Genomic DNA, 22,743 nt, shown 5'->3' with positions numbered 1-22,743 from the left:
GCGCTAAAGGCCAGAGGGTGAAATGATTCTGAAGAAAAGATAGTGGTCGCCTTTGCGAGCGGATTTATACAACTCCTGAATCTACAGAATCAAGAAATCCGCGAGCAACAGCGATCGTAAGAACATTTACGCGGCGGCCTTCCCGCGCTCTTCTATTCAGTTACTCGGCAGCAACACAGCTTTCTACCGGCTCATCGGATGCTCCAGATCGACGTGGCCCATCAACGATTCGACCTGCGCCCCGTCCAAAGTCAACTCGATTTGCTTGACTTCGTCAAATTGGAACATCGTATTCTTCAGCGCTTCGAGGGCCAGAGATTCCCCGCCTGCGCCGAGGCGAGCTTCGTCCGGCAGGCTGATATCGAGATTTAATTGTCCGCTCGTTTCATCAAACTTCACCGTGTTCAGGACCACCTTCTCCCAGAGAGAAAGAAGGCCGTCGTCCGCCTTCTGCAGCGCTTCAAAGGCGCTTTCGTATTTGCTCCGATCCGCCGTAAATTCGATCTCGCGAGATTTTGGCTTCAAGTCCATTAGGTTATCGTCGGTATAATAAACCTGTATGGTCAACTTCTCCACCTCCGCCTCTGGCGCATCGGCGTTTGCAGCACTCGTCTCATCAGCACCGCTTCCACTCTGTTGAACCTCCTGTAGCTCGGTTCCCTGCGCACCGCTGCTCAGTGCAGCGTCCACTTCATTCCCGTTATCCGGAGGCGAAGCCACCGGCTTGTTCCCGCATCCTGCGGCAACCCCCAACATGGCGACCATCGCCAGTAAAATCGCTATTTTTCTCATGCCGCTTGCCCCCTTGTCGATTCGGCCTCTTTCGTCTGTCATAGGCCCAGATATTCTTTAATACCCGCGACGACGCCCTCTGCAACGCGTTGTTGGAATTCCTCGGTATACATCAGGCCTGCGTCGGTCTTGTTGCTAAGATATCCAACCTCAAGCAGGACCGCCGGCATTTTTGTTTCTCGGGTGACATGCAGACTGCTCTTTCTGACGCCCCGGTCGGATAGGCCCGTCGCGTTTACCAAATGCCGATGCATGACGTTGGCAAGCGGAATGCTCTCGTCCCGGGTATAATACGTTTCCGAACCGCTCGGGTTACTTGGGGGATCAATGCTGTTTCCATGGATAGAGACGAACACCGAGGCCCCGATGTCATTGGCGACCTTTACTCGATCCTGCAGCGACATCGTAACATCCGTCGTACGAGTCATCACCACATCCAGATTCGCTTCCTGCCGAAGCAGTGCCTCGACTTTTAACGCTACGCCAAGGGTGAATTCCTTCTCCTGTTTCTTGGTCACGCTGATGGCTCCAGGCTGGCTCCCGCCATGACCCGCGTCGATCACGACAACCGGTTTGCCGGTCCCGCCTATCCCGATGCCTGGAACAGTGACCCCTGACGTCAAGTCAACGGTTACAAGACCATCGTCCAGATTGGTTACCTTGAACTCTACGTTCCGGTTCAAGTCAATCACGATCCGTATCGTAGACGGTGCCGTACTGAACAGGGAGTAACGGATTTGAGATACGTCCGGATAATCGCTAACCGCAATTTGACCTTTCCGACTGACGTCGAGCGGTTGAACTTCCCCAAAAGTAGGAGCAAAATCAGCGTTTGGAATGTCGACAACGATCCGATCAGGACCGCTCATTTTAAATACGTTAGGAGTTACGCTGCCGGATACGGCAAACATCAAGCGGTTTTCGCTAAAGCTGATGCCCTGGATCAACGCATTTGGGACCTCAGCCTGGTTCCCGGTTGGTGTCCCTGGAACGTATGTATCGTCATCCCCAGCCGCCGGCTGCCCTGACGGAACGGAGACTGGGGTTTCCTGATCAGGAGACTGACTTCCCGTGCCAGGAACAACACCACCTGCAGAACCTCCTGCCGGACTGGTTAAGTAAGCGGACTTGGTTGCATTGTCCCAACTGACCTGCATGCCCATCTGCTCTCCGACAAAGCGCAGCGGTACGAGCGTAGAGTCCCCCTGCAGATAGGGGGCACTATTCAGCTTAACCGTCTGGCCGTCGACGGAAGCCGCATTTTTGCCTAATGTGAGCTTGAGTTCCGTCCCCTCCTGCGAGATGGTAATCGTCCCGCTCTTCTTCTCCCAGGCGACTTGGTAACCCAACCCCTCAGCAACCACTCGCAGCGGCACCATCACATTGCCTCCCACGATGCCGGCCTGAGCGCCTACAGGCTGCTGCAATTCTTGGCCGTCCAATACAATATGCGTCTCGGAGGTTCCCGATGAGGCCGCGTAGGCGTCTTTCGCCAAACCCGGGAAAACCAGTAAGCCAACCAACATAAACATGATCAAGCCGAGTTTCTTCATTCGTTAATCCCTACCCCACCCTCGTATTTTGCCGAATCTAGAACTTCATTGGCGGATGCGTCCCTTATAGCAGTCCAGCGACTCTTATGTAAACGCCAACATTCCCAGAACGTTGCTAATTACTTCCATAATATCAGAAAAACCGCGGCCCTGATAGACTCATATTTTCATAGAATGACAAAAAAAAGCCCCAACTGCTCATCGCAGCCGGGACTTCTCGCCAAACTCAGACGGTTTAAGCCATGTTCGCAAACTTTTTCTTCTCGTATGCCGCAATCAAATCCTCATGCTGGAGCGTTAAACCGATGTCATCCAAGCCCTGCAGCAAAAATTGGCGGCGATGCTCATCCAGATCAAAACTCAATTTCAAGCCGTACTCATCAAGGATCGTTTTTTGCTCCAGATCGACCGTTAACTTGTAGCCTTCATGAGTTGCCGTGCGCTGAAACAATTCCTCTACCTGTTCTTCCGACAACTTGATGGGCAAAATGCCGTTCTTAAAGCAGTTGTTGTAGAAAATATCCGCAAAGGACGGTGCGATCACGCAACGGAACCCATAGTCCAGGATCGCCCACGGGGCATGCTCCCGCGAGGAGCCGCACCCGAAGTTTACACGCGAGATGAGCACGGATGCGCCTTCGTAACGCGGTTTGTTCAATTCGAACTCGGGATTGACGTTTCCTTCCGTGTCGAAACGCCATTCGTAGAAGAGAAATTGGCCAAATCCAGACCGTTCAATCCGTTTCAAAAATTGCTTCGGTATAATTGCATCGGTATCCACGTTCACGCGATCCACCGGACCTACGACACCGGTATGTTTCACAAATGCTTCCATCGTCGATTCTCCCCTTTTCCTTGATTAGCTCAGGACTTCGCTTTTGATTTCCCAGTCACGTACGTCAACGAAATGACCTTTGATCGCCGCCGCTGCCGCCATGGCTGGAGAAACCAGATGCGTTCTGCCGCCGCGCCCTTGCCGTCCTTCAAAGTTACGGTTGGAGGTGGAGGCGCACCGTTGTCCTGGCTGCAGGACGTCGGGATTCATCGCGAGGCACATGCTGCAGCCTGCGTCACGCCATTCGAAGCCCGCTTCTACGAACACCTTGTCGAGGCCTTCTTGTTCGGCTTGCAGCTTCACGCGGCCCGAACCTGGAACGACAATCGCCGTTACCTTATCCGAGACCTTGTAGCCTTTAGCGACTTCCGCCGCCGCACGCAGGTCTTCGATCCGGCCGTTCGTACAGGAACCGATAAAGACATAGTCAATGGCGATATCCGTCATCGGCGTACCTGGCGTCAAGCCCATATATTCTACCGCTTTCTCAGCGGCCTTCCGTTCATTGTCTGTCGCGAAGTCAGCCGGGTTCGGCACTGTACCGTTAATCCCCGTCCCCATCCCCGGGCTCGTTCCCCAGGTGACTTGCGGAATCAGCGAATCGACGTCAAATTCTGCGACGCGGTCATAAACCGCTCCTTCATCGGAAGCAAGGTTCTTCCATTCGGCTACCGCCTGTTCGAACGCCGCGCCTTGAGGAACGTGCTCGCGGCCGCGCAAATAGTTAAACGTTGTATCGTCCGGTGCGATCAAGCCTGCTCTTGCCCCAGCTTCAATCGACATGTTACAAACCGTCATCCGCTCTTCCATCGACAATTCGCGGATTGCTTCACCCGTATACTCGATGACATAACCCGTAGCGAAGTCCGTGCCATATTTCGCAATTACGCCGAGAATCATATCCTTCGCGGTCACGCCCGGTTTGCGTTTGCCGACAAAACGAACTTCCAGCGTTTTCGCTTTGGCTTGTTGGAGACATTGCGTGGCCAATACGTGCTCCACTTCACTCGTACCAATCCCGAAAGCAAGCGCGCCGAATGCGCCGTGCGTGGACGTATGGCTGTCACCGCAAACGATTGTTTTGCCGGGATGTGTCAGCCCTAACTCCGGACCCATGACGTGGACAACGCCTTGATCGATCGTGTCAAGATCATACAAAGTAACGCCGAAATCACGACAGTTCTGGGACAGCGTGTCAATTTGCTGTTTGGAAATCGGATCGGAAATGTTAAAGCGATCTTTGGTTGGAACGTTATGGTCCATCGTAGCGAAAGTCAATTCCGGACGGCGTACCTTGCGGCCGCTGAGACGAAGTCCTTCAAATGCCTGCGGAGAAGTTACCTCGTGTACGAGGTGCAAGTCGATATAAAGAATGCTAGGTTTGCCTTCCTCTTGATGAATTACGTGGTTATCCCAAATTTTCTCATACATTGTCTTTTTGCTGCTCATGTTCATTCACCCCACACAAGGATTCGTACCAATGATCAAGACGTAAGCACGTCGCGTTGACCGCCCCTGCCGCCTTGAATGTTGAAATCAATATAACATGATCGCGTTAATTGTTCCAAGATATAATATCTATAAATGTAATAGGTTTAACTTATAAGCAGTGCAAAAAACAAGGGGGACCGGTCATTTTGCCAATCCTCCCCGCAGGGCCATCACGACGACCTTCGTTCGATCCTCGCACCCGAACTTCTGCAAGATCCGATGAACATGGGATTTCACCGTTCCTTCAGTAATAAACAACTTCGCCGCAATTTGCTCGTTGCGAAGGCCGTAAGCCAACTCCTGCAGAATCTCTTGCTCGCGTTCGGTCAGCGGTTCCAGCAACTTTAGAGTCTGCGCGTTGGCAGGAGCTAGCGGCGGTGCGGAAGCAATAGCTTCCTGCAGGGCCCCGGAGGCCAATTTCGTTCTGTAGATAGCTTCTCCGCGATGAGCGGAACGAATCGCTTCGATCATGTCGTTTGCTTCCGCATCCTTCAATAGATAGCCGACAGCGCCAGCACGAATTCCTTCCAATACGTAGTCCTGATCGTCAAAAGTCGTCAAAATGACGATTTTAACTCCCGTTTGCCGCTCCATAATACGCCTCGTTGCTTCGATACCGTTCATGAAAGGCATCTGCACGTCCATCAGAATGACGTCCGGATGCAGCTCCTCTGCCAGCTTAACCGCATCCCCTCCGTTTCCGGCTTCACCTACCAACTGCATATCGGACTGTAAACCAAGAATATAGCCGAAGCCCTGACGAATCAGGTTCTGATCGTCTACGAGCATTACTTTAATTCGGTTCGACTCTGGCACGGGAACCCTCCTTATCTTCCGTTTTGCTAATGCTCCTGTCTAACTGTCCAAGAGACTCCGGGAGCTTGGTGACAATCTCCAAGCCGTTTAATTCCCGCGCCATGAACTGTAAACTTCCGCCCTTCTCTTCCACGCGGGTTCTCATCGTTTTGAGCCCAAATCCTTCGGAGATGGCCTGGCCGGCTTGCAACTTGCCGTTATCCCGAATGTTCATCACGATATTGCGGTTATCCCGCCGCAGGTTTACCTCCACCTCGGTTGCTTGCGCATGGCGCACGACGTTGGTAATGGCCTCCTGCAATATTTTAAACAGTATTCCGTATATGCCGTCCCCCAGTTCCCCGTCCGGCAACTCGTCATGCACGACGTAACGAATGCCCGTCGATGCTTCCATTCGAGATAGCAGGGCATTCAAAGCGGCTTTGCCCGATATCGAGGGATCGTCCGCCAACTCGTGCACAGAGTTACGGATGTCCTGGAGGCCCTGCCTCGCTACGGCCAACATCTCATCAATGGTATGCTCCGTCAGGCCGGGATCTTGCCGGACCATGTACCGCAGCGCCTGGAGTTGGACGATCAAGGACGTGAGGCTATGTCCTACAGAATCATGAATATCCCTCGCAATGCGCGTGCGTTCCTCCAGAACCGCAAAACGCATGGACATCGCGGACGCCTCCTGGAGTTCATCGTAGGCCTTCCGCAACTCTGCCAAATGGCGGAGGTTTTGCTCATGCATCTCTTTACGCATCATGCGCCGGCGAATGACGGAGTATAGCACGATCGCTAACGAAATGTAGGTGACGATACCGGTAAGGTTCAAGGCACCGAAGCGAATGAAAAGGACAGCCGTAATCAGCAGCGTCAAGAGTGCCGGCCATAATGGTTTTGGCAAAATCAAACGCAGCAGCGCATAAAAAGCGATGAAGATGAAGAAATAAACAAGCTCTCGGTCATGATACCAATAAAGATTGACACCGGTTATGCCCAGGAGCAGACCGAAAGCCACCCATGCATGCTTGGGGTCCCACTTTGATTTTGGAATGAACAGAATGCAGATATAAAGGAGCCAAATGAGCCCATTTAAAGCAACTTGAGATGTGGAGCCTGCAAACAGACCCACCGAATACATGGAATATAGGATTACTATTCCAATGACGGCAGGACGGAGATTCGAAGCGTATTTTCCCATGGACATAAATGCATGACCTCCAAACGTTGGCTGCCTCAACTTTAGCATAACCCCTCTCTATCTCGGGATAGGGATTCGACGGCGACAATTCAACCTCGAGGCAGTCGTCTGATGAGGGCGATACGCGGTACGATAAGTCCATCACAACGAAGGAGGTTCTTCATCTTGGGACAAATCGTCACTACATTGATCGCTTTGTTTATCGTTTACCGCATCTATCTTCGCGTCCGCCGCAGTATCGGCTGGCAGCAGTTGAAGCCCCGAAAGCTCTTGTACTCCACCGTATTTCTTACAATTATCGGGTTCTTATTCTTGTTTGCAGGCGGCCTCAGCGTCGCGAGTGTGCTTTCGGATCTCGCAGGCGCATGCATCGGCGGCTTGCTCGCGTATTATAGCTCTGCCACAACTCGGTTTCAACAGCGTGATGGAACCCTCTATTACAATAGCAGTCTTTGGATCAGTTTTACGGTTATGGCTTTATTTTTTGGTAGATTAGCCTATCGATTCTACATGCTCTTCTTTGTTAACGGCGACCACGTGAAAAGCATGGAGGCACTGACTTCGATCGGCAGCTCGCCATCCCCGTGGCTGTCAGGCCTCATGTTAATTATGTTCGTGTATTATATCGTTTATAATATCTCTCTGCTGACTAGAAAACGCAAACACGTCGAGCTGAACACCGTTTAGTTCATTGCCTGAACGATTACGATCAGCACCGGAAGCGTCAGAAAGGAAGCGAGCGTTGTCCATACGATGCACTTCGACACCAGCCCGGGGGCGGCGTCAAACCGTTCAGCCAGCACAACGGCATTTACCGCGACCGGCATCGAGGCTTGAATAAACAGGACCGAGAACAGGACGCCGGAGATCCCAAGCAGCTTCAAAGCCGTGAAGGCCAACAACGGAGCCAGAAGCAGGCGGATTACCGTACCTGTCCAAAATGCGGCTGGCCTCACCCGCGTCGCCTCCGGTCGCCCTACCTTCACCATTTGTGCACCCAATATCGTTAGCACCACAGGCGAGTACGCGTCAGCTACCATCGAGATCCCCTGCTCCAAACCGGTGGAGAGGTGAAACCCGAATATTTTCAGAAATACAGCCAGAGCCGCCGCATAGACCGCCGGGAGAGCAAACACGGATTTCACCGCACTTTTGACGGAAAACTGGGATCGTGCCGCGAAATAGACCCCAACTGTATTCACAATGATCATTTGCGTGATCACATACACCGAGGCCTTATCCAGGCCCAATTGACCGAATGCCAGAAGCACGAGCGGCAACCCATAGTTCGCGCTATTCGTGAGAGTGGAGATCAAAGTCAAACCGGCCGTCTCCGCCGAATCCATTCGGGTGATCATCCCCGCAACTTTAGCTACCCCCCACATCAGCAGCAGATTTACGAGGGCGAAACCGATCGTGTTGTACAGTTCATCCATCGATATTCGGGCGTTCCGCAGCGTGTCGAAGATGATAGCCGGACTAAGCACGTACAAATATAACGTTAACAAATGTTTCGTGTCCCAGGCGCGGAACCGGGCCAGCAGCGCCCCGAAGGCAACCGGAACCGACAGTGGCACGATAACGCCAAGCAGCGTCGAACCAACCGTTTGGAGCATGACGGCACCCCCTACTTTGAATTGCCACCTATTTTAACGTCCGGATGAAGCCATCGTCCAAGACCAGAAACCAATATCGTTAATAGTTAACGCCTATACCCCATCCCCAAATGGATTCCGCAATAAAAAAGAGCAATCCGGCCGAGTTACATCTCGGAATTCGGATTGCTCCCTATCGTAATCTGATTTAAAACGTATCGATTCCCATCACATGATCCAGCGGTACAGGTCCGATACTGCGGCTGTCATTGCTGTTATTCCGGTTATCTCCCATCACGAACACGTGGTTTTCCGGCACTTCCCATACCTGTGCTGCACCGGCATCCATCTGTTCTTTAATGTAAGACTCCTGCAGTTGCTGTCCGTTGCGGAACACATGTCCGTCTTTCACTTCGATCGTATCCCCGGGCAAGCCGATGACGCGTTTCACATAGAATACATCATCCTCTTCTCCACCGGACAACCAGGTGATAATCGGATGCTCCTTCACATCATCCCAGAACGTGCGGCTACGGTCCACGCGGCTGTCGATAATGACGATGTCGCCGTAAGCCGGCAGCTTCTCCAACACATGCGTAAACTTCCAGGCGTAAATCCGTTGGTTGTCGTTCAAAGTAGGTTCCATCGAATGCCCATCCACTTTATAGGGCTGAATGATAAAAATGCCGATGATCATGCTAAGCACAAACCCAAGGGCGATCGAGAAGCCCCATCCGCCGAGTTCCTTCCACCATCTCTTTCGTTTCAAGCGAAAACCTCCACCCACTTGATGTTTGTCTCTATTATAAAGGCAACGGATATGCCATGACAAACATCTATATGATATAGTGAACTTATAGGTTCTACTTATAAGATACAAAGGGGTAATCGCATGGAACTTCGCCAACTTCAATACACCTTGCAAATTGCTGAGGAAAAAAACTTCTCCCGCGCCGCCGACAAGCTCCACATTGCCCAACCGTCGCTAAGCCAGCAGTTGTCCAAGCTGGAGCAGGAGCTGGGGGTGAAGCTGTTTCAACGGAATACGAGTACGGTCGAGTTGACCTACGCCGGAGCCAGCTTTATCACGCATGCGCAGAAGATTATGGACGCCGTCGCCGAGCTCCGGCAAGAAATGGACGACATCTCCCAGCTAAGGGCCGGTCGCGTCGTGGTCGGCAGTATGCCGATTACCGGCTCCCACCTGTTGCCCTACGTGCTTCCAGCGTTTAAGGAAAATTATCCAAACATTCAAATCACCTTGCGGGAAGACACATCCTTGAACCTGGAGAAGCTCACGGCCGGCGGCGGTACCGATCTTAGCCTGCTCTCCCTGCCGCTGCAGGAGCCCACCCTCTCCTACGTACCGATCGGCGAGGAGATCATCGATTTGGCGGTTCCCCCGGACCATCCGTTGACGAGAATACCCGGGGTGCAGGAGCAGGGCGTCGAGCTGACGCAGCTTCAAGACGAACCGTTTATCGTCCTCAAAAAAGGCCAAGGTTTCCGTAAACTGACCGTCGATCTGTGCCGCGGCGCCGGATTCGAGCCTAACGTCGTATTTGAGAGCAACAACATTGAGACCGTGCAGTCGCTAGTTGCTGCCGGTATGGGAATCACGCTCGTACCGCGGTTTATTGCCAGGGCCAAGCGCAGCGAATTGATCCCGGTTTATTTACCTCTCGCCGCTCCGGCCCCAAGCCGGACGCTGGTTATCGCATATCGCAAAGGCCGTTATTTGTCCAAGGCGGCTGAGGCATTCATTGAAACGTTTAAAGCGACGATGGAGCATCGTCAAACGCTTTATCATTCATAACACCGCGGTCGTCGGTCGGCGAAAACGGGAATTTGGCGGCGGACTTGATCCACCAGCGACAGGTCGATGCTGCCGGTGACGATTTCCTCCCCTTCACCGCCTTCGGCTACGATTTCGCCCCAAGGATCAATGATCAGAGAATGGCCGAAAAAGGCGTCGCTTCCGCTCTTCCCCGTCCGGTTGCAGGCGACAACGTACATCTGATTCTCAATAGCTCGTGCAGCGAGCAGCATGCGCCAGTGGTTGAGCCTCGGATGCGGCCATTCCGCCGCCACGAACAGCAGCTTCGCACCCTGCAGAGCCAAACGGCGGGCCAGCTCCGGGAAACGGATGTCGTAACAAATCGCCGCTCCAGCTTGCAGACCATCCAGTTCGAACGTCACACTCCGCTCCCCGGGCTGCAAATACTTCTCCTCCTCCATCAGGCGAAATAGATGAATTTTGGAGTAAGAGGCGACTTCCTCGCCGCTGCGGTTAATGACCGGCATCGTGTTATATACCTGACCTTCGCGGATTTCGGCAATCGAGCCGCCCACCACATGAATGGCATGGCGGCGGGCAAAAGAGGACAGCCATTTCCGGCTATCTCGCCCCTCCGGATCAGCCAGTGCACCGATTTCCGTCAAGGCATACCCCGTATTCCATAGCTCCGGGAGCAGGATGATGTCCGGCTTCTCCGCAGCCGTGGCCGCCTGTTCCATAGCTAGTTCCAGGTTAGCTCGATTGACCTTGGGTTTCCCTAAAACGATATCGCACTGGATCAAGGCGATTCGCCAACAGTCCTGAAGGTGAAGCGTTTGAGTCGACACTTGATTCATCCCTTGGACACCGCCTTTCGTTTGACGTTAGCTTCTTGTGTCCCATCATAACGGCGGCCCTGCGGTTACGCAAGACGAACTGGCTCGATGGGCGTATGCAGGTATCTGCGACTTCGAGGCGTGTTTCCTTTGCATTAGCGCGAAACGCGTGTTATGCTATCGTAAATGAGATCCATGACGGACATGATCGAAACGCGTAGACGGGACCAGTACGAAAGAACGCGGCGCTAAAGAGAGTAAATTCCACCGGCTGAAAGAATTTACAGGCTAGCCCTTTCCGAATCCTATCCCTGAGCGGCCGGCCGCCAAAGCCGGACAGCGCCCCTGTTACCGGGCATATAAGTTGGATGAGATCCCTCATCAATAAAGGTGGTACCGCGGAAGTCAAAACTTTCGTCCTTTGCGTGCAAAGGCGGAAGTTTTTTTTATTTTATCTAAAGTTCGAGGAGTGATCCCTATGCTGCGACGCATCGTCGTCAAAATCGGCAGCAGTTCGCTGACATCGTCGGAAGGAGGATTAAACCGGGAGGCGGTCGCCTATTTCGCGACCGAACTGGCTGGGTTGATTCAGGCTGGATACCAGCCGCTGCTCGTCACCTCCGGCGCGGTTGCCGCCGGATTCCGCGAGATCGGATATCCCGAACGGCCGAAGCTGCTGCATGAGAAGCAGGCCTCAGCCGCCGTCGGTCAGGCCCTGCTGATGCAAACCTATCGTGAAGAACTGGCACGGCACGGGGTTTCCGCCGCGCAGGTGCTGCTGACCCGATCTGATTTTCAGAACCGCAAGCGGACGGGCAACGCCAGCATGGCGATCGAAGAGTTGCTTAAGCATAACGTGCTGCCGATCATTAATGAGAACGACACCGTATCGCTGGACGAGTTGAAATTCGGTGACAACGATACGTTGTCTGCCCTCGTTGCTAACCTCATTCGGGCCGATCACCTGCTGATCCTGACCGATATGGACGGTCTGTATACCAAAGATCCGCGCCTGGATCCCGCAGCGACACGGCTCAGTCGCGTAACGGAAATTACCGGCGAGATCTATGCAATCGCCGGGGGTGCCGGTTCGGCCGTAGGCACTGGCGGCATGCGTTCGAAAATCGACGCTGCCAAAATCGCTTCAATTGGCGGTGTTCCCGTCTTTGTCGGCAAGGTTGCCGATCCCGGAGATCTACTGACCGCCTTGCGCGGTGACGGCCGCGGCACCTACTTTGAGGCCCATGGCGCGGCGCTGCCGCGGAAGAAACAGTGGCTGGGCTTCTTCTCCACCCCGATCGGGACGCTAACGGTAGACGCTGGCGCTGAAGAGGCGTTGATCCGTGGCGGGCGCAGCCTGCTTCCGGTCGGTGTTAAAGCCGCGAGTGGACATTTTCATACCGGCGATGTTGTGGAGGTCGTTAGTACCGATGGTGAGGTACTGGGACGCGGCATTGTCAACTATGACGTGGAACAGCTCCACGGCATTCTCGGGCTTCCCAGCACCGAGGTCGTTAAAAAGATGGACACCGTCCATTGCCTGGAGGTCATCCACCGGGACGAATGGATTTCGCTTAAAGCCTAAATATTCTCATCCCCAGCGGATATCAAGGAGGTATACCCATGAGTGAAGTGAGACAAAAAGCCGAACAAGCTGGCAAGGCTGCGGCCGTACTGAACCGATTAACGACGGCACAAAAAAACGAAGCCCTATTGGCGGCGGCCGAAGCCCTGGTGCGCGGTACCGATGCCATTCTCGCAGCAAATGAGGAAGATCTGCAACGGGGACGCGACAACGGAACGTCTTCCTCGATGCTGGACCGCCTGGCTTTAACGCCGGAACGTATTGAAGGCATCGCCGAGGGGCTGCGGCAAATTGCCGAACTCCCGGATCCGGTTGGAGACGTGCTGGAGACCCTCGACCGCCCGAACGGTCTGCATATCGTTAAACGCCGCGTCCCGCTTGGCGTCATCGGGATCGTCTATGAAGCCCGGCCAAACGTCACGGTTGACGCGATGGGATTATGCCTGAAGACTGGGAACGCCGTAGTGCTGCGCGGGGGTTCCTCCGCATTGTCTTCCAACCGCAAAATCGTGGAGGTCATCCATGTCGCGCTCGCGGGCACCCGAGTTCCGGTTGAAGCTGTACAGCTGATCGAAGATCCGAGTCGATCCTCCGTCGACGAAATGCTCAAGCTGAACGGGCTCCTTGACGTCGTGATCCCACGCGGCGGCAGCTCGCTGATTCAAACGGTCGTGCAAAACGCCACGGTGCCGGTGATCGAGACGGGTGCGGGCATCTGCCATACGTATGTAGATGCCTCAGCCGATCCCGTAATGGCAAAGGATATCGCGTTGAATGCCAAAGTCCAGCGCCCTTCGGTCTGCAACTCGATGGAAACGCTGCTGGTTCATGAAGATTTTGCCAAACGCCACTTGGCGGAGCTGGCGGAACGTTTCAAGGAAGCCGGCGTTGAGCTACGAGGCAGTGAGGCAGCCAGAGGACTGATCTCATGGGCTGTACCTGCCACAGATGAGGATTTCGCTACGGAATACAACGACTATATTCTTAACGTCAAAATCGTTCGCAGCCTCGACGAAGCGATGGCGCATATCGCCCGCTACGGTACGAAACACTCCGAATGCATCGTCACCCAAGACCCCGCCAATGCCGAGCGGTTTCAACAGGAAGTGGATGCGGCCGCGGTCTATCATAACGCCTCCACCCGCTTCACCGACGGCTTTGAATTTGGGTTCGGCGCAGAGATCGGGATTAGCACCCAGAAGTTGCATGCTCGGGGGCCCATGGGTTTAACCGCGCTCACGTCGAGCAAATATATCGTTCAGGGGAACGGGCAAATTCGGCAATAACAAGCTATACTCCCCTTTATCCCAATATTCTTTAGGAGGTCATTCCCTATGAAAACAAATCCTACTTTAGCCGCCTCCACCATTTGTTTTTATGGAGCGGGATCGATGGCCGAAGCCATCGTGCGCGGCTTGCTCCATAAGCAAGTTGCCAGCGCGGGCCAAATTGTCATGCTGAACCGCTCGAACCGAGAACGGCTCGATTATTTATCGCAAACCTATCAAGTCCAAACGGCGATCGAAGAAGACGCCAAGCGGGTATATCTGCGGGATGCATCGATTATCGTCCTGGCGATGAAACCTAAAGACGCCGGCGAAGCTCTGGCTGGTCTTGGGCCGCTTTTACGAGAGGGTCAGTTGATTGTCTCCCTGATCGCCGGCTTGTCCATCGCCACGATCCAAGCCCTGCTCGGCACGAAGGCTGCTGTAGCTCGCACGATGCCAAACACCTCCTCCTCCATTGGGCATGGAGCGACCGGGATCTCCTTCTCACCGGAAGCGACCGAGGAGCACCGCGCCCAGGTGTTGTCGATGTTCGAGGCGGTCGGAATGGTAAGTGTTATCCCCGAAGAACAAATGGAAATTTTGACGGGCGTATCCGGGAGCGGACCCGCATATGTATATTACCTGATGGAAGCGATGATTGAAGCCGGGATCGAGGGTGGCTTAACGGCCGAACAAGCTCGCGAGCTGACGGTGCAAACGGTGTTGGGCGCCGCCTTGATGATGGCGGAAACCGGTGAAGCGCCTACCAAGTTGCGTGCGGACATCACCTCGCCTAACGGTTCGACGCAAGCGGCGATCGGCGTGCTGGAATCCGGCAACTTCCAGCCGAACGTACGAGCTGCGGTCCACCGGGCTGCCGAACGTTCAAAGGAAATGGGCGAAGCCGTGAAGCGGGCATTGCTATAGGAAAGGCATCACGATAGCCGAAGGCCGGAGTCTCGCTTAAGGTTTGTTCGAAAGGGGGACGGCAGCATGAGTAACGGCGACATCCCATGGGAAGAAAAAGTAACGGCACTGGACGCGGTAAATCGCTTGCGGGAGGAATTCTTGGCCCGCGGCTGGTTCCCCGCTTCCAGCGGAAGCTTGTCGGTGCGGATTGGCGGCTGGGCGCCGGACCGGTATACGTTTGCGGTCACGGTCGACGAGACGGAACGGCCGGAGCTGTTAGAGGAGTCTTCCCTACGGGCAGGCGTCCTGTTCGTGGATGCCGCGGGTGAGCCCTGCGAGCCGACCCGTTTGAAACCAAGCCCCGATACGCCAATTCACGCGAGAATTTACCGGTTGACCGGCTGCGGCGCGATTGTTCACGTACATACGGCATATAACAATTTGCTTAGTGAATATTTCAACGCCGATGGCGGAGTACCACTCAAGGACAATGAGCTGTTAAAAAGTATAGGAATCTGGGAGACGAGCACGGAGATTCGGGTGCCGATCCTGCCGAACGCCGCTGAACTCTCAACAATTCTGAAGCGAATTGCGGGCGGACTGGATTCCCGCGTTCCCGCGTTTTTGCTGCAAAACCACGGGATTTATGCCTGGGGCTCCGGCCTCAGGGAGGCAAAACGTCATTTGGAAGCATTGGAGTTTATGTTTGAAGTGCTGTACCGTTCTCTGCTCTTACCCTCCAAAGGGCGCCATATTTGATGACAACAACTCGCGGCATGCGATAAGCGGCGAAGCCGATCGAAAATCCGGTTCTTTCGCTTTATTGCTGGCCGCGAGTTTTGATTCGTGCGAATGAATAATCAACTTATCTCTCGATAAATTCCGCGTACGCCTTGGCATCCATCAAGTTTGCTAGCGCGAGGTTCGGATCCTCCTTCAGACGAATGTGTACCATCCACCCCCCGTCGTACGGCTCTTCATTCACTAGTTCGGGCGCGGTATCCAGCTCTCCGTTCACTGCCACCACGGTACCGCTGACCGGCGTAAACAAATCGGCGACCGTCTTGACGGATTCAATGGTACCGATACCGTCCTGCGCTTCGATCTCCTGCCCGGGGTCGGGTAGCTCCACGAACACAATATCCCCCAATCGATGTTGAGCTACGTCGGAAATGCCGATTTTTACCGTACCGTCCCCCAAATCAAGCACCCATTCATGTTCATCGCTGTACCACATGTTTTCCCTGATCTCATTGGCCAAGACTAGCTCCTCCTCTTTCCGGATGATCTATCGTCCCACATCTGAACTTGCCGATTCTCGATCTTGATGTTTCTTCGTTCAGATTATTCCAAACCTAGCTCTCATGTCAATATTATTAACACAAATGATAGAGTCTATCAAAATGTAAGCGTAACCTTTTCCAACAAACGAAATATATTAAAATTATTATGATAACTTTATTGACATAGAGGCTGGTTTTGAGTATTAATGAGATGTGTAAGCTGCGATTGATGGCAGGGGGAGAGATTACAATAGGCCATATTGTAACGCCGAAGGAGCAAGCCGCCATGCGGTGAATCTCTCAGGCAAAAGGACTTCTGCCGGACGCAACTCTGGAGAGCATTCGCTAAGAGGTAGTTCATTTACATCTCTCATGCGAATCACCCAAGGGGAAACCTGCGCAAGTCTTAGAGCCTTAGCAGGGTAACTCTCAGGTACAAGGGACAGAGCCAGGAAGATCCGTTAGGTAAACTGACGGGATTTTCTTTGGCCTGTCCTTTTTTGGTTTCCCAAAATTGGCCGATCCGGCCCTTTCGAGGTGATGGTAATGTCCGAATCCGCTTTGCGGCGTACGCCGCTCTACTCCAGGTATGCGAAATATGAAGGAGTTCGCTGCATCGATTTTGGCGGCTGGGAGCTGCCGGTGCAGTTCAGCGGCATCCAGAAAGAACACGAAGCCGTGCGCGAGCGCGCCGGGTTATTCGACGTATCGCATATGGGCGAATTTTACGTGGAGGGGCCTGGGGCGGAACGCTTTTTGCAAGGCATGACGACCAACGACGTGGACCTACTCGTGCCGGAAAAAGCTCAGTACACCCTGCTCTGCTATCCTGATGGCGGTGTGGTGGACGATTTGTTGATCTATAAGCTGGAGCAGACAAAGTACATGTTGGTGGTCAACGCCTCCAATATCGAAAAAGACTGGGATTGGCTGCAGCGACACCTTCCCGCTGAAGGCGTAACGATGTGCAATGCGTCCGACGAGACGGCTTTACTCGCCGTACAAGGGCCCTTCTCCTCCGCTCTGCTATCCCCGCTTTGCGAAGGGATGGACCCCTCAGCCTTGCGTCCGTTCACCTTTATTCGGGACGCGCGGATTGCCGGTATTCCCGTGCTGCTGTCGCGCACCGGATATACCGGTGAAGACGGTTTCGAGTTGTACGTGGCTGCTGAACATGCGGAAGCACTTTGGGATGTGCTGATGGAAACCGGAGAAGCGCGCGGCCTTCTCCCTGCCGGGCTTGGCGCCAGAGATACGTTACGCTTCGAAGCTTGCCTGCCGCTCTACGGGCAGGAGCTAGGACCGGATATCTCCCCGCTTGAAGCAGGCCTGAATCGGTTCGTGAAGCTGGAACAAGGTGATTTTATCGGTCGCGATGCGCTGGTCAATCAGCGGGGAGACGGCATCCCTCGCCGCTTGGTCGGCCTCGAAATGATCGATCGCGGCATCCCCCGTACACATTATCCGGTGTTCGCCGAAGGCTCGGAAGAACCGATTGGAGAGGTAACTACCGGTACGCAATCGCCGACTTTGAAAAAGAACCTCGGGATGGCGATCCTCGCAAGCCGTTATGCCGAATCGGACACGATCCTCGAGATCGACATCCGTGGCAAGCGGCTGAAGGCCAAGGTCGTCCCGTTGCCGTTCTATCGCCGAAACCTATCCGCTAAGCGGTGAAAGGAGAGTAGCAATCAGATGTTAAAACACCGTTACCTGCCATTAACTGAACAAGACGAATCAGAAATGTTGGCGACCATCGGAGCAAGCTCCATACAGGAGCTGTTCAGCGACATCCCGGAGGGCATTCGTTTTCACGGCGAGCTCCCGGTATCCCCGCGTTTGGACGAATACGCATTGACCCGGCACTTCTCCGAACTGGCCGGACGAAATGCCGATACCGATCGTTTCGCCAGCTTTCTCGGTGCCGGCCTTTATGACCACCACATCCCTTCCGTCATTCAGCATGTCATTTCCCGTTCGGAATTTTATACGGCCTACACCCCGTACCAGCCGGAAATCAGCCAAGGCGAGCTGCAGGCGATTTTTGAGTTCCAATCCTACATCTGCGAGTTAACCGGTCTAAAGGTCGCCAACGCCAGCATGTACGACGGAGCTACCGCCTTGGCCGAGGCCGGCAACCTGGCCGCTGCCGCTACCAAGCGTAAGCAGCTTCTCGTCTCCCGCGCCGTCCATCCGGAGGCCCGTGAAGTGCTCGCTACCTACGCCCATGGCTTAAACCTTGAGATCGTCGAGGTCGGCTGGACGCAAGGCGTTACCGATCGCGAAGCGCTCGCCGCGGCCATCACGAAAGACACCGCCGCCGTGCTGATTCAGAACCCGAATTTCTTCGGTTCCCTGGAGGACCTCCGCGCCATCGGCGAAATGGCTCATGCGCATGGGAGCCTGTTGATCGTCAGCAGCAATCCGCTCGCGCTTGGCTTGTTGGAAGCGCCGGGGAAGCTCGGTGCCGACATCGTCGTTGGCGATGCCCAGCCGCTGGGGTTGGCCCCCTCCTTCGGCGGCCCGACCTGCGGCTTCTTCGCCGTATCGGAGGCGCACATGCGCCGGATGCCCGGCCGAATCGTCGGGCAGACGACCGACCGGAACGGTAAACGCGGGTTCGTGCTAACGCTGCAAGCCCGCGAGCAGCATATCCGTCGCGAGAAAGCAACCTCGAACATTTGCTCCAATCAGGCGCTGCTCGCCCTGGCCGCCTCCGTCTATCTGTCTATATTGGGCAAGCAAGGAATGGCCGAGGTTGCGGAGCTGAATTTGCAGAAAAGCCATTATGCAAAAAATGCATTGACCGCTATCCCCGGCATCAGCGCAGCTTTTGAATCGCCGTTCTTCAACGAGTTTGTTCTTCGACTGCCGAAGGAGGCCGATCCAGTTCGGCTGCAGAAGGATTTTCTCAACGCCGGCTTTATTGGCGGCTATGACCTGGGCCGCAGCTACCCCGAGCTGAGCGGCCACCTGTTGATCGCCGTAACGGAAAAGCGCAGCAAAGCCGAAATCGACCAATTCGCCCGCGTACTGGAGGAATCGATATGCTCGAAGTAAAAGAGACGGCACAATCCGATGAATTATTGATATTTGAGCGCAGCCGTCCCGGACGGATCGGCTACTCCTTGCCGGAATGTGACGTTCCGGCCGTCCCGAAGGAAGAGTTGGTGCCGCAAGGCATGCTGCGGAGCGAGGGCTTGGCTTTTCCCGAAGTGTACGAGGTGGACGCGATTCGCCATTATACCGCATTATCCCGCCGTAATTTCGGGGTGGATAACGGATTTTATCCGCTCGGCTCCTGTACGATGAAATACAATCCGAAGGTTAATGAGGATGTGGCTCGTTACCCCGGCTTAGCCAAAATCCATCCGTATCAGCCGGAGGAAAGCGTGCAAGGGGCGCTAGAGCTGATGTATCGCCTGCAGTTGGACCTGGCCGGACTCACCGGCATGGACGAGGTGACGCTGCAGCCCGCGGCCGGGGCCCATGGCGAATGGACCGGCCTGATGATGATCCGCGCCTACCACGAAAACCGCGGCGAGAAACGCACCAAGGTGATCGTGCCGGACTCCTCGCACGGCACGAACCCCGCCAGCGCCTCGGTCGCCGGGTTCGAGACGGTGACCATCCCGTCCACCGCGCGCGGCATGGTGGACCTGGACGCGTTGAGAGCGGCTGTCGGCGAAGACACGGCTGCGCTGATGCTCACCAACCCGAACACGCTGGGCTTGTTCGAGGAACAAATCGTAGAGATCGCCGAGATTGTGCATGAAGCCGGCGGTCTGTTGTATTATGACGGCGCGAACTCCAACGCGATCATGGGCATCGCCCGCCCCGGCGACATGGGCTTTGACGTTGTGCACCTTAATCTGCACAAAACGATGAGCACCCCGCATGGCGGCGGAGGCCCCGGCGCCGGTCCCGTCGGCGTCAAGCAGCGGCTGGTTCCGTTTCTTCCCGAGCCACGGATCGTCCAAGACGAATCTGGACGGTACGCCATCCACGGCGCGCGTACTGAAGGGGCTGCGAATGATTTAGCTGGTGGTGGAACCTCCGGATCGGCCAGCTCGATCGGTCGGGTGAAAGCTTTTTATGGCAACTTCGGCATCCTGGTCCGCGCGTATGCCTACATCCGCAGTCTCGGTCCGGAAGGACTCCGTCAGGTCTCGGAAAACGCCGTATTGAACGCCAACTATATGATGAGACGCTTGGCTCCTTATTACGACTTGCCGTACCCGGATCAACCCTGCAAACACGAATTCGTCATGTCCGGCAGCGGGTTGGCGAAATACGGCATCCGCACGCTGGACGTCGCCAAGCGACTGCTGGACTTTGGCTATCATCCGCCAACCATTTACTTCCCGTTAAATGTGGAGGAATGCATCATGATCGAACCGACGGAAACGGAAAGCAAGGAAACGTTGGACGGTTTTATTGATACGATGATCGCTATCGCTCAGGAGGCCGAGACGAATCCGGATCTGCTGCGGAACGCTCCTCACACGACGTCGGTTACGCGTCTGGACGAAACCGGCGCTGCCCGGAAGCCGGTATTAAATTGCGCCTGCGGGTGAACCCAAATAACACACAAAAGAGATGCTGTAATTTCGCAGCATCTCTTTTGTGTTGGATAAAATGGTGGATATCCGAATTCAATGCCAAGCTATTCTTCAGAATGAACGTTTCCGCATCCATGAGACCGATGATTTCCCGGATCGGCTGTCGTCTATATAAACGAAGGCATAATTGAACACAAACTAATTTGATGAAGAGGTGTTTTGAAAATGGCATTAACTTCCGCATTCACGAGCTTTAACCTGCCCGTAAGAAACGTAGAGCAATCGAAAGCGTTCTTCATCGGACTCGGATTCGAGCTCAACCCGCAATTCCCCGAGAACGAGAGTTCGGCAGCCATCGTGATCGGCGACAACCTGCAGATCATGCTGATCCATCAATCATTCTTTAATACGCTCACGGAGAAGGAGTCCGTCGATACGAGCAAGTATGCGCAGATGACGATCGCCTTAGCCTTTGAGAGCCGGGAAAAAGTCGATGAAATCGTGAACACTGCGCTCTCCTTAGGCGGGAAATTGCATGCCGAACCAGAATATCATGGATCCATGTATCATTGGGGTTTCGTGGACTTGGACGGCCATCTGTGGGCCATTAACTGTATGAACATGGGTGAATAAGGCTAACGGAGAGCACGCTCGTACTAGGGTTCAAAAAGCAAGACGCCGGGCATCTTGCCCGGCGTCTTCTTCGCGACGATTCGTCGACTTAGAAATAAACCACCCAAATCACGATTGCCAGCACGATTCGGTACACCGCAAACGGAACCAGCTTAATGCGATCGATCAGCTTCAGGAAAAAACGGATCGACAACAGCGCAAACACGAAGGCGCTGATAAAGCCAACCACGAAAAACGGCAGCGCGTCGACCGTGAAATACTCCAAATTCTTCACCAGCGAAATCAAGCTAGCCCCGGCCATGATCGGAACGGCCATGATAAAGGTAAAGTCAGCCGCCGCGCGGTGACTTAAGCCTAGCAGTACCCCGCCGGAAATCGTCGAGCCTGAACGCGAGAAACCCGGCCAGATCGACAGGCATTGGAACAAGCCGATGCTAAACGCCTGCTTGTACGAAATCTGATCGACAGTCTCCACACTCGCCCGCTTCGGCGCGAACCGATCGGCGGCAATCATCAGCAACGCCCCCACAACCAAACCGATCAGTACAGTCGCCGTTGAGAATAGATACTCATCGATATAATCCTCGAACAATACCCCCAGAATTCCGGCTGGAATCAAACCAACGATCACCTGCATCAACTTTAGCCGCGGCCCCGCTTGTCCGCCAGTTGCCGATGCTCGCCCAGCCTTCCCCGGCATCCATCGGGACAGCCCCAGCAAATCGATAAATCGATTCCGGAACACGACCAGGACGGCCAGGATCGAACCGAGTTGAATCACGACTTTAAACGTATTCGCCACGTATTTTGAACCAAGCAATTCCCCGGTTTTCAGCCACATATCGTCAACGATGATCATATGCCCCGTGGAAGACACCGGAGCAAACTCCGTGAGTCCCTCCACCAGGCCAAGTATAATTGCTTTTATCAGTTCCAACAAATTCATTATATGCTTGCTCCTTTAAAAGGTTGTTCCGTATTTTATTCCTCAGTTTTGATGTTCCCGCGCTCCGCTTTTTCTTCGACGCAGCCAAAGTACGCCCACGAACAGTATACCTAAAGCAATCACGGCATAAGCGATGTTCGAATAGACGTCCATAAAGGCGACGATTTCTTCCCAAGATCCCCCTACTGCCGCGCCAAGCAAGACGAGTGCCACGTTCCAAATCAGCGTCCCGATAGTTGTGAACAGCAGGAACAGGCCGAATTTCATTTTGGACATGCCGGCCGGGATGGATATCAGGCTGCGGATTAACGGAATCATCCGGCAGAACAACACCGTCCAATAACCGTACCGATCGAACCAGGCATCTGCGCGGCGGATGTCTTCTTTTTTCAGACGCAGGAACCGTCCGTAACGCTCGATCCACCCTTCCAATCGGTCGACGTTAACCAAATATCCGATCCCATACAGAATCACGGCGCCTAGCACCGAACCCAGTGTCGAGAACACGATCACCCCTACCGGCGTCATGCTCGTATACGTGGTCATGAATCCACCAAACGTTAAGATCACTTCCGACGGAATCGGAGGAAACACGTTTTCTAGAGCAATGAGCAGAAAGACGCCAAAATAGCCGAACTGTTCCATAAAGTCCGTAATCCAGTTCTCCACGTTG

General features: G+C 54.2%; 22 protein-coding genes and 2 riboswitches. Of the genes, 10 read left to right on the top strand and 12 right to left on the bottom strand.

The genetic code is table 11. The features are described from left to right. Window positions 1-183: 183 nt before the first annotated feature. The 6 genes from KJS42_RS11205 to KJS42_RS11180 all read right to left on the bottom strand — a co-directional run bounded on the left by KJS42_RS11205 (window position 184) and on the right by KJS42_RS11180 (window position 6,682). The gene (locus KJS42_RS11205; protein WP_213622870.1) at window positions 184-792 is read right to left on the bottom strand and encodes a GerMN domain-containing protein; all 609 of its coding nucleotides are present in this window, start codon (window positions 790-792) and stop codon (window positions 184-186) included. Window positions 793-830: 38 nt separating this feature from the next. Further along, on the bottom strand, window positions 831-2,345 hold the full coding sequence (locus KJS42_RS11200) for an N-acetylmuramoyl-L-alanine amidase family protein (RefSeq protein ID WP_213622869.1): 1,515 nt from the start codon (window positions 2,343-2,345) through the stop codon (window positions 831-833). Window positions 2,346-2,580: 235 nt separating this feature from the next. After that, on the bottom strand, window positions 2,581-3,180 hold the full coding sequence (gene leuD / locus KJS42_RS11195) for a 3-isopropylmalate dehydratase small subunit (protein WP_193416041.1): 600 nt from the start codon (window positions 3,178-3,180) through the stop codon (window positions 2,581-2,583). Window positions 3,181-3,204: 24 nt separating this feature from the next. Continuing rightward, a complete protein-coding gene (gene leuC / locus KJS42_RS11190) occupies window positions 3,205-4,629 on the bottom strand; it encodes a 3-isopropylmalate dehydratase large subunit (protein WP_213622868.1) in 1,425 nt (474 codons plus the stop codon). Between the two features lie 183 nt (window positions 4,630-4,812). Beyond that, the gene (locus tag KJS42_RS11185; protein ID WP_213623016.1) at window positions 4,813-5,460 is read right to left on the bottom strand and encodes a response regulator; all 648 of its coding nucleotides are present in this window, start codon (window positions 5,458-5,460) and stop codon (window positions 4,813-4,815) included. Between the two features lie 4 nt (window positions 5,461-5,464). Then, window positions 5,465-6,682: a sensor histidine kinase gene (locus tag KJS42_RS11180; RefSeq protein WP_193416040.1), complete on the bottom strand. Its 1,218-nt coding sequence runs from the start codon at window positions 6,680-6,682 to the stop codon at window positions 5,465-5,467. A gap of 159 nt (window positions 6,683-6,841) precedes the next feature. Here KJS42_RS11180 and KJS42_RS11175 point away from each other — a divergent pair, with 159 nt between their 5' ends. Beyond that, window positions 6,842-7,363, top strand: a complete 522-nt coding sequence (locus KJS42_RS11175) for a CcdC protein domain-containing protein (protein ID WP_213622867.1) — start codon at window positions 6,842-6,844, stop codon at window positions 7,361-7,363. On the opposite strand, the gene KJS42_RS11170 is transcribed toward KJS42_RS11175, so the two are convergent. Then, on the bottom strand, window positions 7,360-8,292 hold the full coding sequence (locus KJS42_RS11170; protein ID WP_213622866.1) for an AEC family transporter: 933 nt from the start codon (window positions 8,290-8,292) through the stop codon (window positions 7,360-7,362). The two genes, KJS42_RS11175 and KJS42_RS11170, sit on opposite strands and share 4 nt — an antisense overlap. A gap of 187 nt (window positions 8,293-8,479) precedes the next feature. Then, entirely contained in the window at window positions 8,480-9,040 is a 561-nt protein-coding gene (lepB, locus tag KJS42_RS11165) for a signal peptidase I (protein ID WP_213622865.1), read from the bottom strand. Window positions 9,041-9,163: 123 nt separating this feature from the next. Between lepB and KJS42_RS11160 the strand changes: the two genes are divergently transcribed. Further along, window positions 9,164-10,087, top strand: a complete 924-nt coding sequence (locus KJS42_RS11160) for a LysR family transcriptional regulator (protein ID WP_155605285.1) — start codon at window positions 9,164-9,166, stop codon at window positions 10,085-10,087. Here the strand turns inward: KJS42_RS11160 and KJS42_RS11155 are convergent. After that, window positions 10,078-10,905, bottom strand: coding sequence for a carbon-nitrogen family hydrolase (locus tag KJS42_RS11155; protein ID WP_193416036.1), 828 nt, complete (start codon window positions 10,903-10,905; stop codon window positions 10,078-10,080). The two genes, KJS42_RS11160 and KJS42_RS11155, sit on opposite strands and share 10 nt — an antisense overlap. Window positions 10,906-11,362: 457 nt before the next feature. Here KJS42_RS11155 and proB point away from each other — a divergent pair, with 457 nt between their 5' ends. From proB to mtnB, 4 genes are all read left to right on the top strand, one after another. Then, window positions 11,363-12,469 (top strand): glutamate 5-kinase, encoded by a 1,107-nt coding sequence (proB, locus tag KJS42_RS11150; protein WP_244868447.1) that lies wholly within the window; start codon window positions 11,363-11,365, stop codon window positions 12,467-12,469. Window positions 12,470-12,507: 38 nt separating this feature from the next. Continuing rightward, the gene (locus tag KJS42_RS11145) at window positions 12,508-13,755 is read left to right on the top strand and encodes a glutamate-5-semialdehyde dehydrogenase (RefSeq protein WP_213622863.1); all 1,248 of its coding nucleotides are present in this window, start codon (window positions 12,508-12,510) and stop codon (window positions 13,753-13,755) included. Window positions 13,756-13,803: 48 nt separating this feature from the next. After that, complete coding sequence (gene proC / locus KJS42_RS11140; RefSeq protein ID WP_213622862.1) at window positions 13,804-14,664, top strand: pyrroline-5-carboxylate reductase; 861 nt, start codon at window positions 13,804-13,806, stop codon at window positions 14,662-14,664. Between the two features lie 66 nt (window positions 14,665-14,730). Further along, window positions 14,731-15,405, top strand: coding sequence for a methylthioribulose 1-phosphate dehydratase (gene mtnB, locus KJS42_RS11135; protein ID WP_213622861.1), 675 nt, complete (start codon window positions 14,731-14,733; stop codon window positions 15,403-15,405). Window positions 15,406-15,511: 106 nt separating this feature from the next. Here mtnB and gcvH read toward each other — a convergent pair whose 3' ends face one another. Next, window positions 15,512-15,907, bottom strand: coding sequence for a glycine cleavage system protein GcvH (gene gcvH, locus KJS42_RS11130; protein ID WP_240908628.1), 396 nt, complete (start codon window positions 15,905-15,907; stop codon window positions 15,512-15,514). A gap of 248 nt (window positions 15,908-16,155) precedes the next feature. Next, window positions 16,156-16,255, top strand: a riboswitch (glycine riboswitch). A 3-nt stretch (window positions 16,256-16,258) separates the two neighbouring features. Further along, window positions 16,259-16,377, top strand: a riboswitch (glycine riboswitch). Window positions 16,378-16,475: 98 nt separating this feature from the next. Between gcvH and gcvT the strand changes: the two genes are divergently transcribed. The 4 genes from gcvT to KJS42_RS11110 all read left to right on the top strand — a co-directional run bounded on the left by gcvT (window position 16,476) and on the right by KJS42_RS11110 (window position 21,124). Then, window positions 16,476-17,606: a glycine cleavage system aminomethyltransferase GcvT gene (gene gcvT, locus KJS42_RS11125; protein WP_213622860.1), complete on the top strand. Its 1,131-nt coding sequence runs from the start codon at window positions 16,476-16,478 to the stop codon at window positions 17,604-17,606. 18 nt (window positions 17,607-17,624) lie between these two features. Further along, window positions 17,625-18,989, top strand: coding sequence for an aminomethyl-transferring glycine dehydrogenase subunit GcvPA (gcvPA, locus tag KJS42_RS11120; RefSeq protein WP_213622859.1), 1,365 nt, complete (start codon window positions 17,625-17,627; stop codon window positions 18,987-18,989). Beyond that, window positions 18,977-20,506: an aminomethyl-transferring glycine dehydrogenase subunit GcvPB gene (gene gcvPB / locus KJS42_RS11115; protein WP_213622858.1), complete on the top strand. Its 1,530-nt coding sequence runs from the start codon at window positions 18,977-18,979 to the stop codon at window positions 20,504-20,506. The genes gcvPA and gcvPB overlap by 13 nt, the downstream gene beginning before the upstream one ends. 210 nt (window positions 20,507-20,716) lie before the next feature. Next, window positions 20,717-21,124 carry a VOC family protein gene (locus KJS42_RS11110; protein WP_213622857.1) on the top strand — a complete coding sequence of 136 codons (408 nt, stop codon included), beginning with the start codon at window positions 20,717-20,719 and terminating at the stop codon, window positions 21,122-21,124. Window positions 21,125-21,212: 88 nt separating this feature from the next. On the opposite strand, the gene KJS42_RS11105 is transcribed toward KJS42_RS11110, so the two are convergent. Both KJS42_RS11105 and KJS42_RS11100 read right to left on the bottom strand, forming a co-directional pair. Further along, complete coding sequence (locus KJS42_RS11105; RefSeq protein WP_213622856.1) at window positions 21,213-22,070, bottom strand: undecaprenyl-diphosphate phosphatase; 858 nt, start codon at window positions 22,068-22,070, stop codon at window positions 21,213-21,215. Window positions 22,071-22,112: 42 nt separating this feature from the next. Next, the gene (locus KJS42_RS11100) at window positions 22,113-22,739 is read right to left on the bottom strand and encodes a DedA family protein (protein WP_193416027.1); all 627 of its coding nucleotides are present in this window, start codon (window positions 22,737-22,739) and stop codon (window positions 22,113-22,115) included. Between the last annotated feature and the right edge of the window lie 4 nt (window positions 22,740-22,743).

This window comes from Paenibacillus sp. J53TS2, from assembly GCF_018403305.1.
Taxonomy (GTDB): domain Bacteria; phylum Bacillota; class Bacilli; order Paenibacillales; family Paenibacillaceae; genus Fontibacillus; species Fontibacillus rhizolycopersici.
Note: the sequence above shows the minus strand (reverse complement) of the source record. Positions and strands in the feature narration are given on the sequence as shown.

Coding starts and splice junctions, on each gene's coding strand:
- KJS42_RS11200 (WP_213622869.1), bottom strand. CDS start 2,345: ATGAAGAAACTCGGCTTGATCATGTTTATGTTGGTTGGCTTACTGGTT.
- proB (WP_244868447.1), top strand. CDS start 11,363: ATGCTGCGACGCATCGTCGTCAAAATCGGCAGCAGTTCGCTGACATCG.
- KJS42_RS11105 (WP_213622856.1), bottom strand. CDS start 22,070: ATGAATTTGTTGGAACTGATAAAAGCAATTATACTTGGCCTGGTGGAG.
- gcvPB (WP_213622858.1), top strand. CDS start 18,977: ATGCTCGAAGTAAAAGAGACGGCACAATCCGATGAATTATTGATATTT.
- leuD (WP_193416041.1), bottom strand. CDS start 3,180: ATGGAAGCATTTGTGAAACATACCGGTGTCGTAGGTCCGGTGGATCGC.
- KJS42_RS11170 (WP_213622866.1), bottom strand. CDS start 8,292: ATGCTCCAAACGGTTGGTTCGACGCTGCTTGGCGTTATCGTGCCACTG.
- KJS42_RS11180 (WP_193416040.1), bottom strand. CDS start 6,682: ATGTCCATGGGAAAATACGCTTCGAATCTCCGTCCTGCCGTCATTGGA.
- leuC (WP_213622868.1), bottom strand. CDS start 4,629: ATGAGCAGCAAAAAGACAATGTATGAGAAAATTTGGGATAACCACGTA.
- KJS42_RS11145 (WP_213622863.1), top strand. CDS start 12,508: ATGAGTGAAGTGAGACAAAAAGCCGAACAAGCTGGCAAGGCTGCGGCC.
- KJS42_RS11110 (WP_213622857.1), top strand. CDS start 20,717: ATGGCATTAACTTCCGCATTCACGAGCTTTAACCTGCCCGTAAGAAAC.
- gcvPA (WP_213622859.1), top strand. CDS start 17,625: ATGTTAAAACACCGTTACCTGCCATTAACTGAACAAGACGAATCAGAA.
- proC (WP_213622862.1), top strand. CDS start 13,804: ATGAAAACAAATCCTACTTTAGCCGCCTCCACCATTTGTTTTTATGGA.
- KJS42_RS11160 (WP_155605285.1), top strand. CDS start 9,164: ATGGAACTTCGCCAACTTCAATACACCTTGCAAATTGCTGAGGAAAAA.
- gcvT (WP_213622860.1), top strand. CDS start 16,476: ATGTCCGAATCCGCTTTGCGGCGTACGCCGCTCTACTCCAGGTATGCG.
- KJS42_RS11185 (WP_213623016.1), bottom strand. CDS start 5,460: ATGCTCGTAGACGATCAGAACCTGATTCGTCAGGGCTTCGGCTATATT.
- KJS42_RS11205 (WP_213622870.1), bottom strand. CDS start 792: ATGAGAAAAATAGCGATTTTACTGGCGATGGTCGCCATGTTGGGGGTT.
- mtnB (WP_213622861.1), top strand. CDS start 14,731: ATGAGTAACGGCGACATCCCATGGGAAGAAAAAGTAACGGCACTGGAC.
- KJS42_RS11155 (WP_193416036.1), bottom strand. CDS start 10,905: ATGAATCAAGTGTCGACTCAAACGCTTCACCTTCAGGACTGTTGGCGA.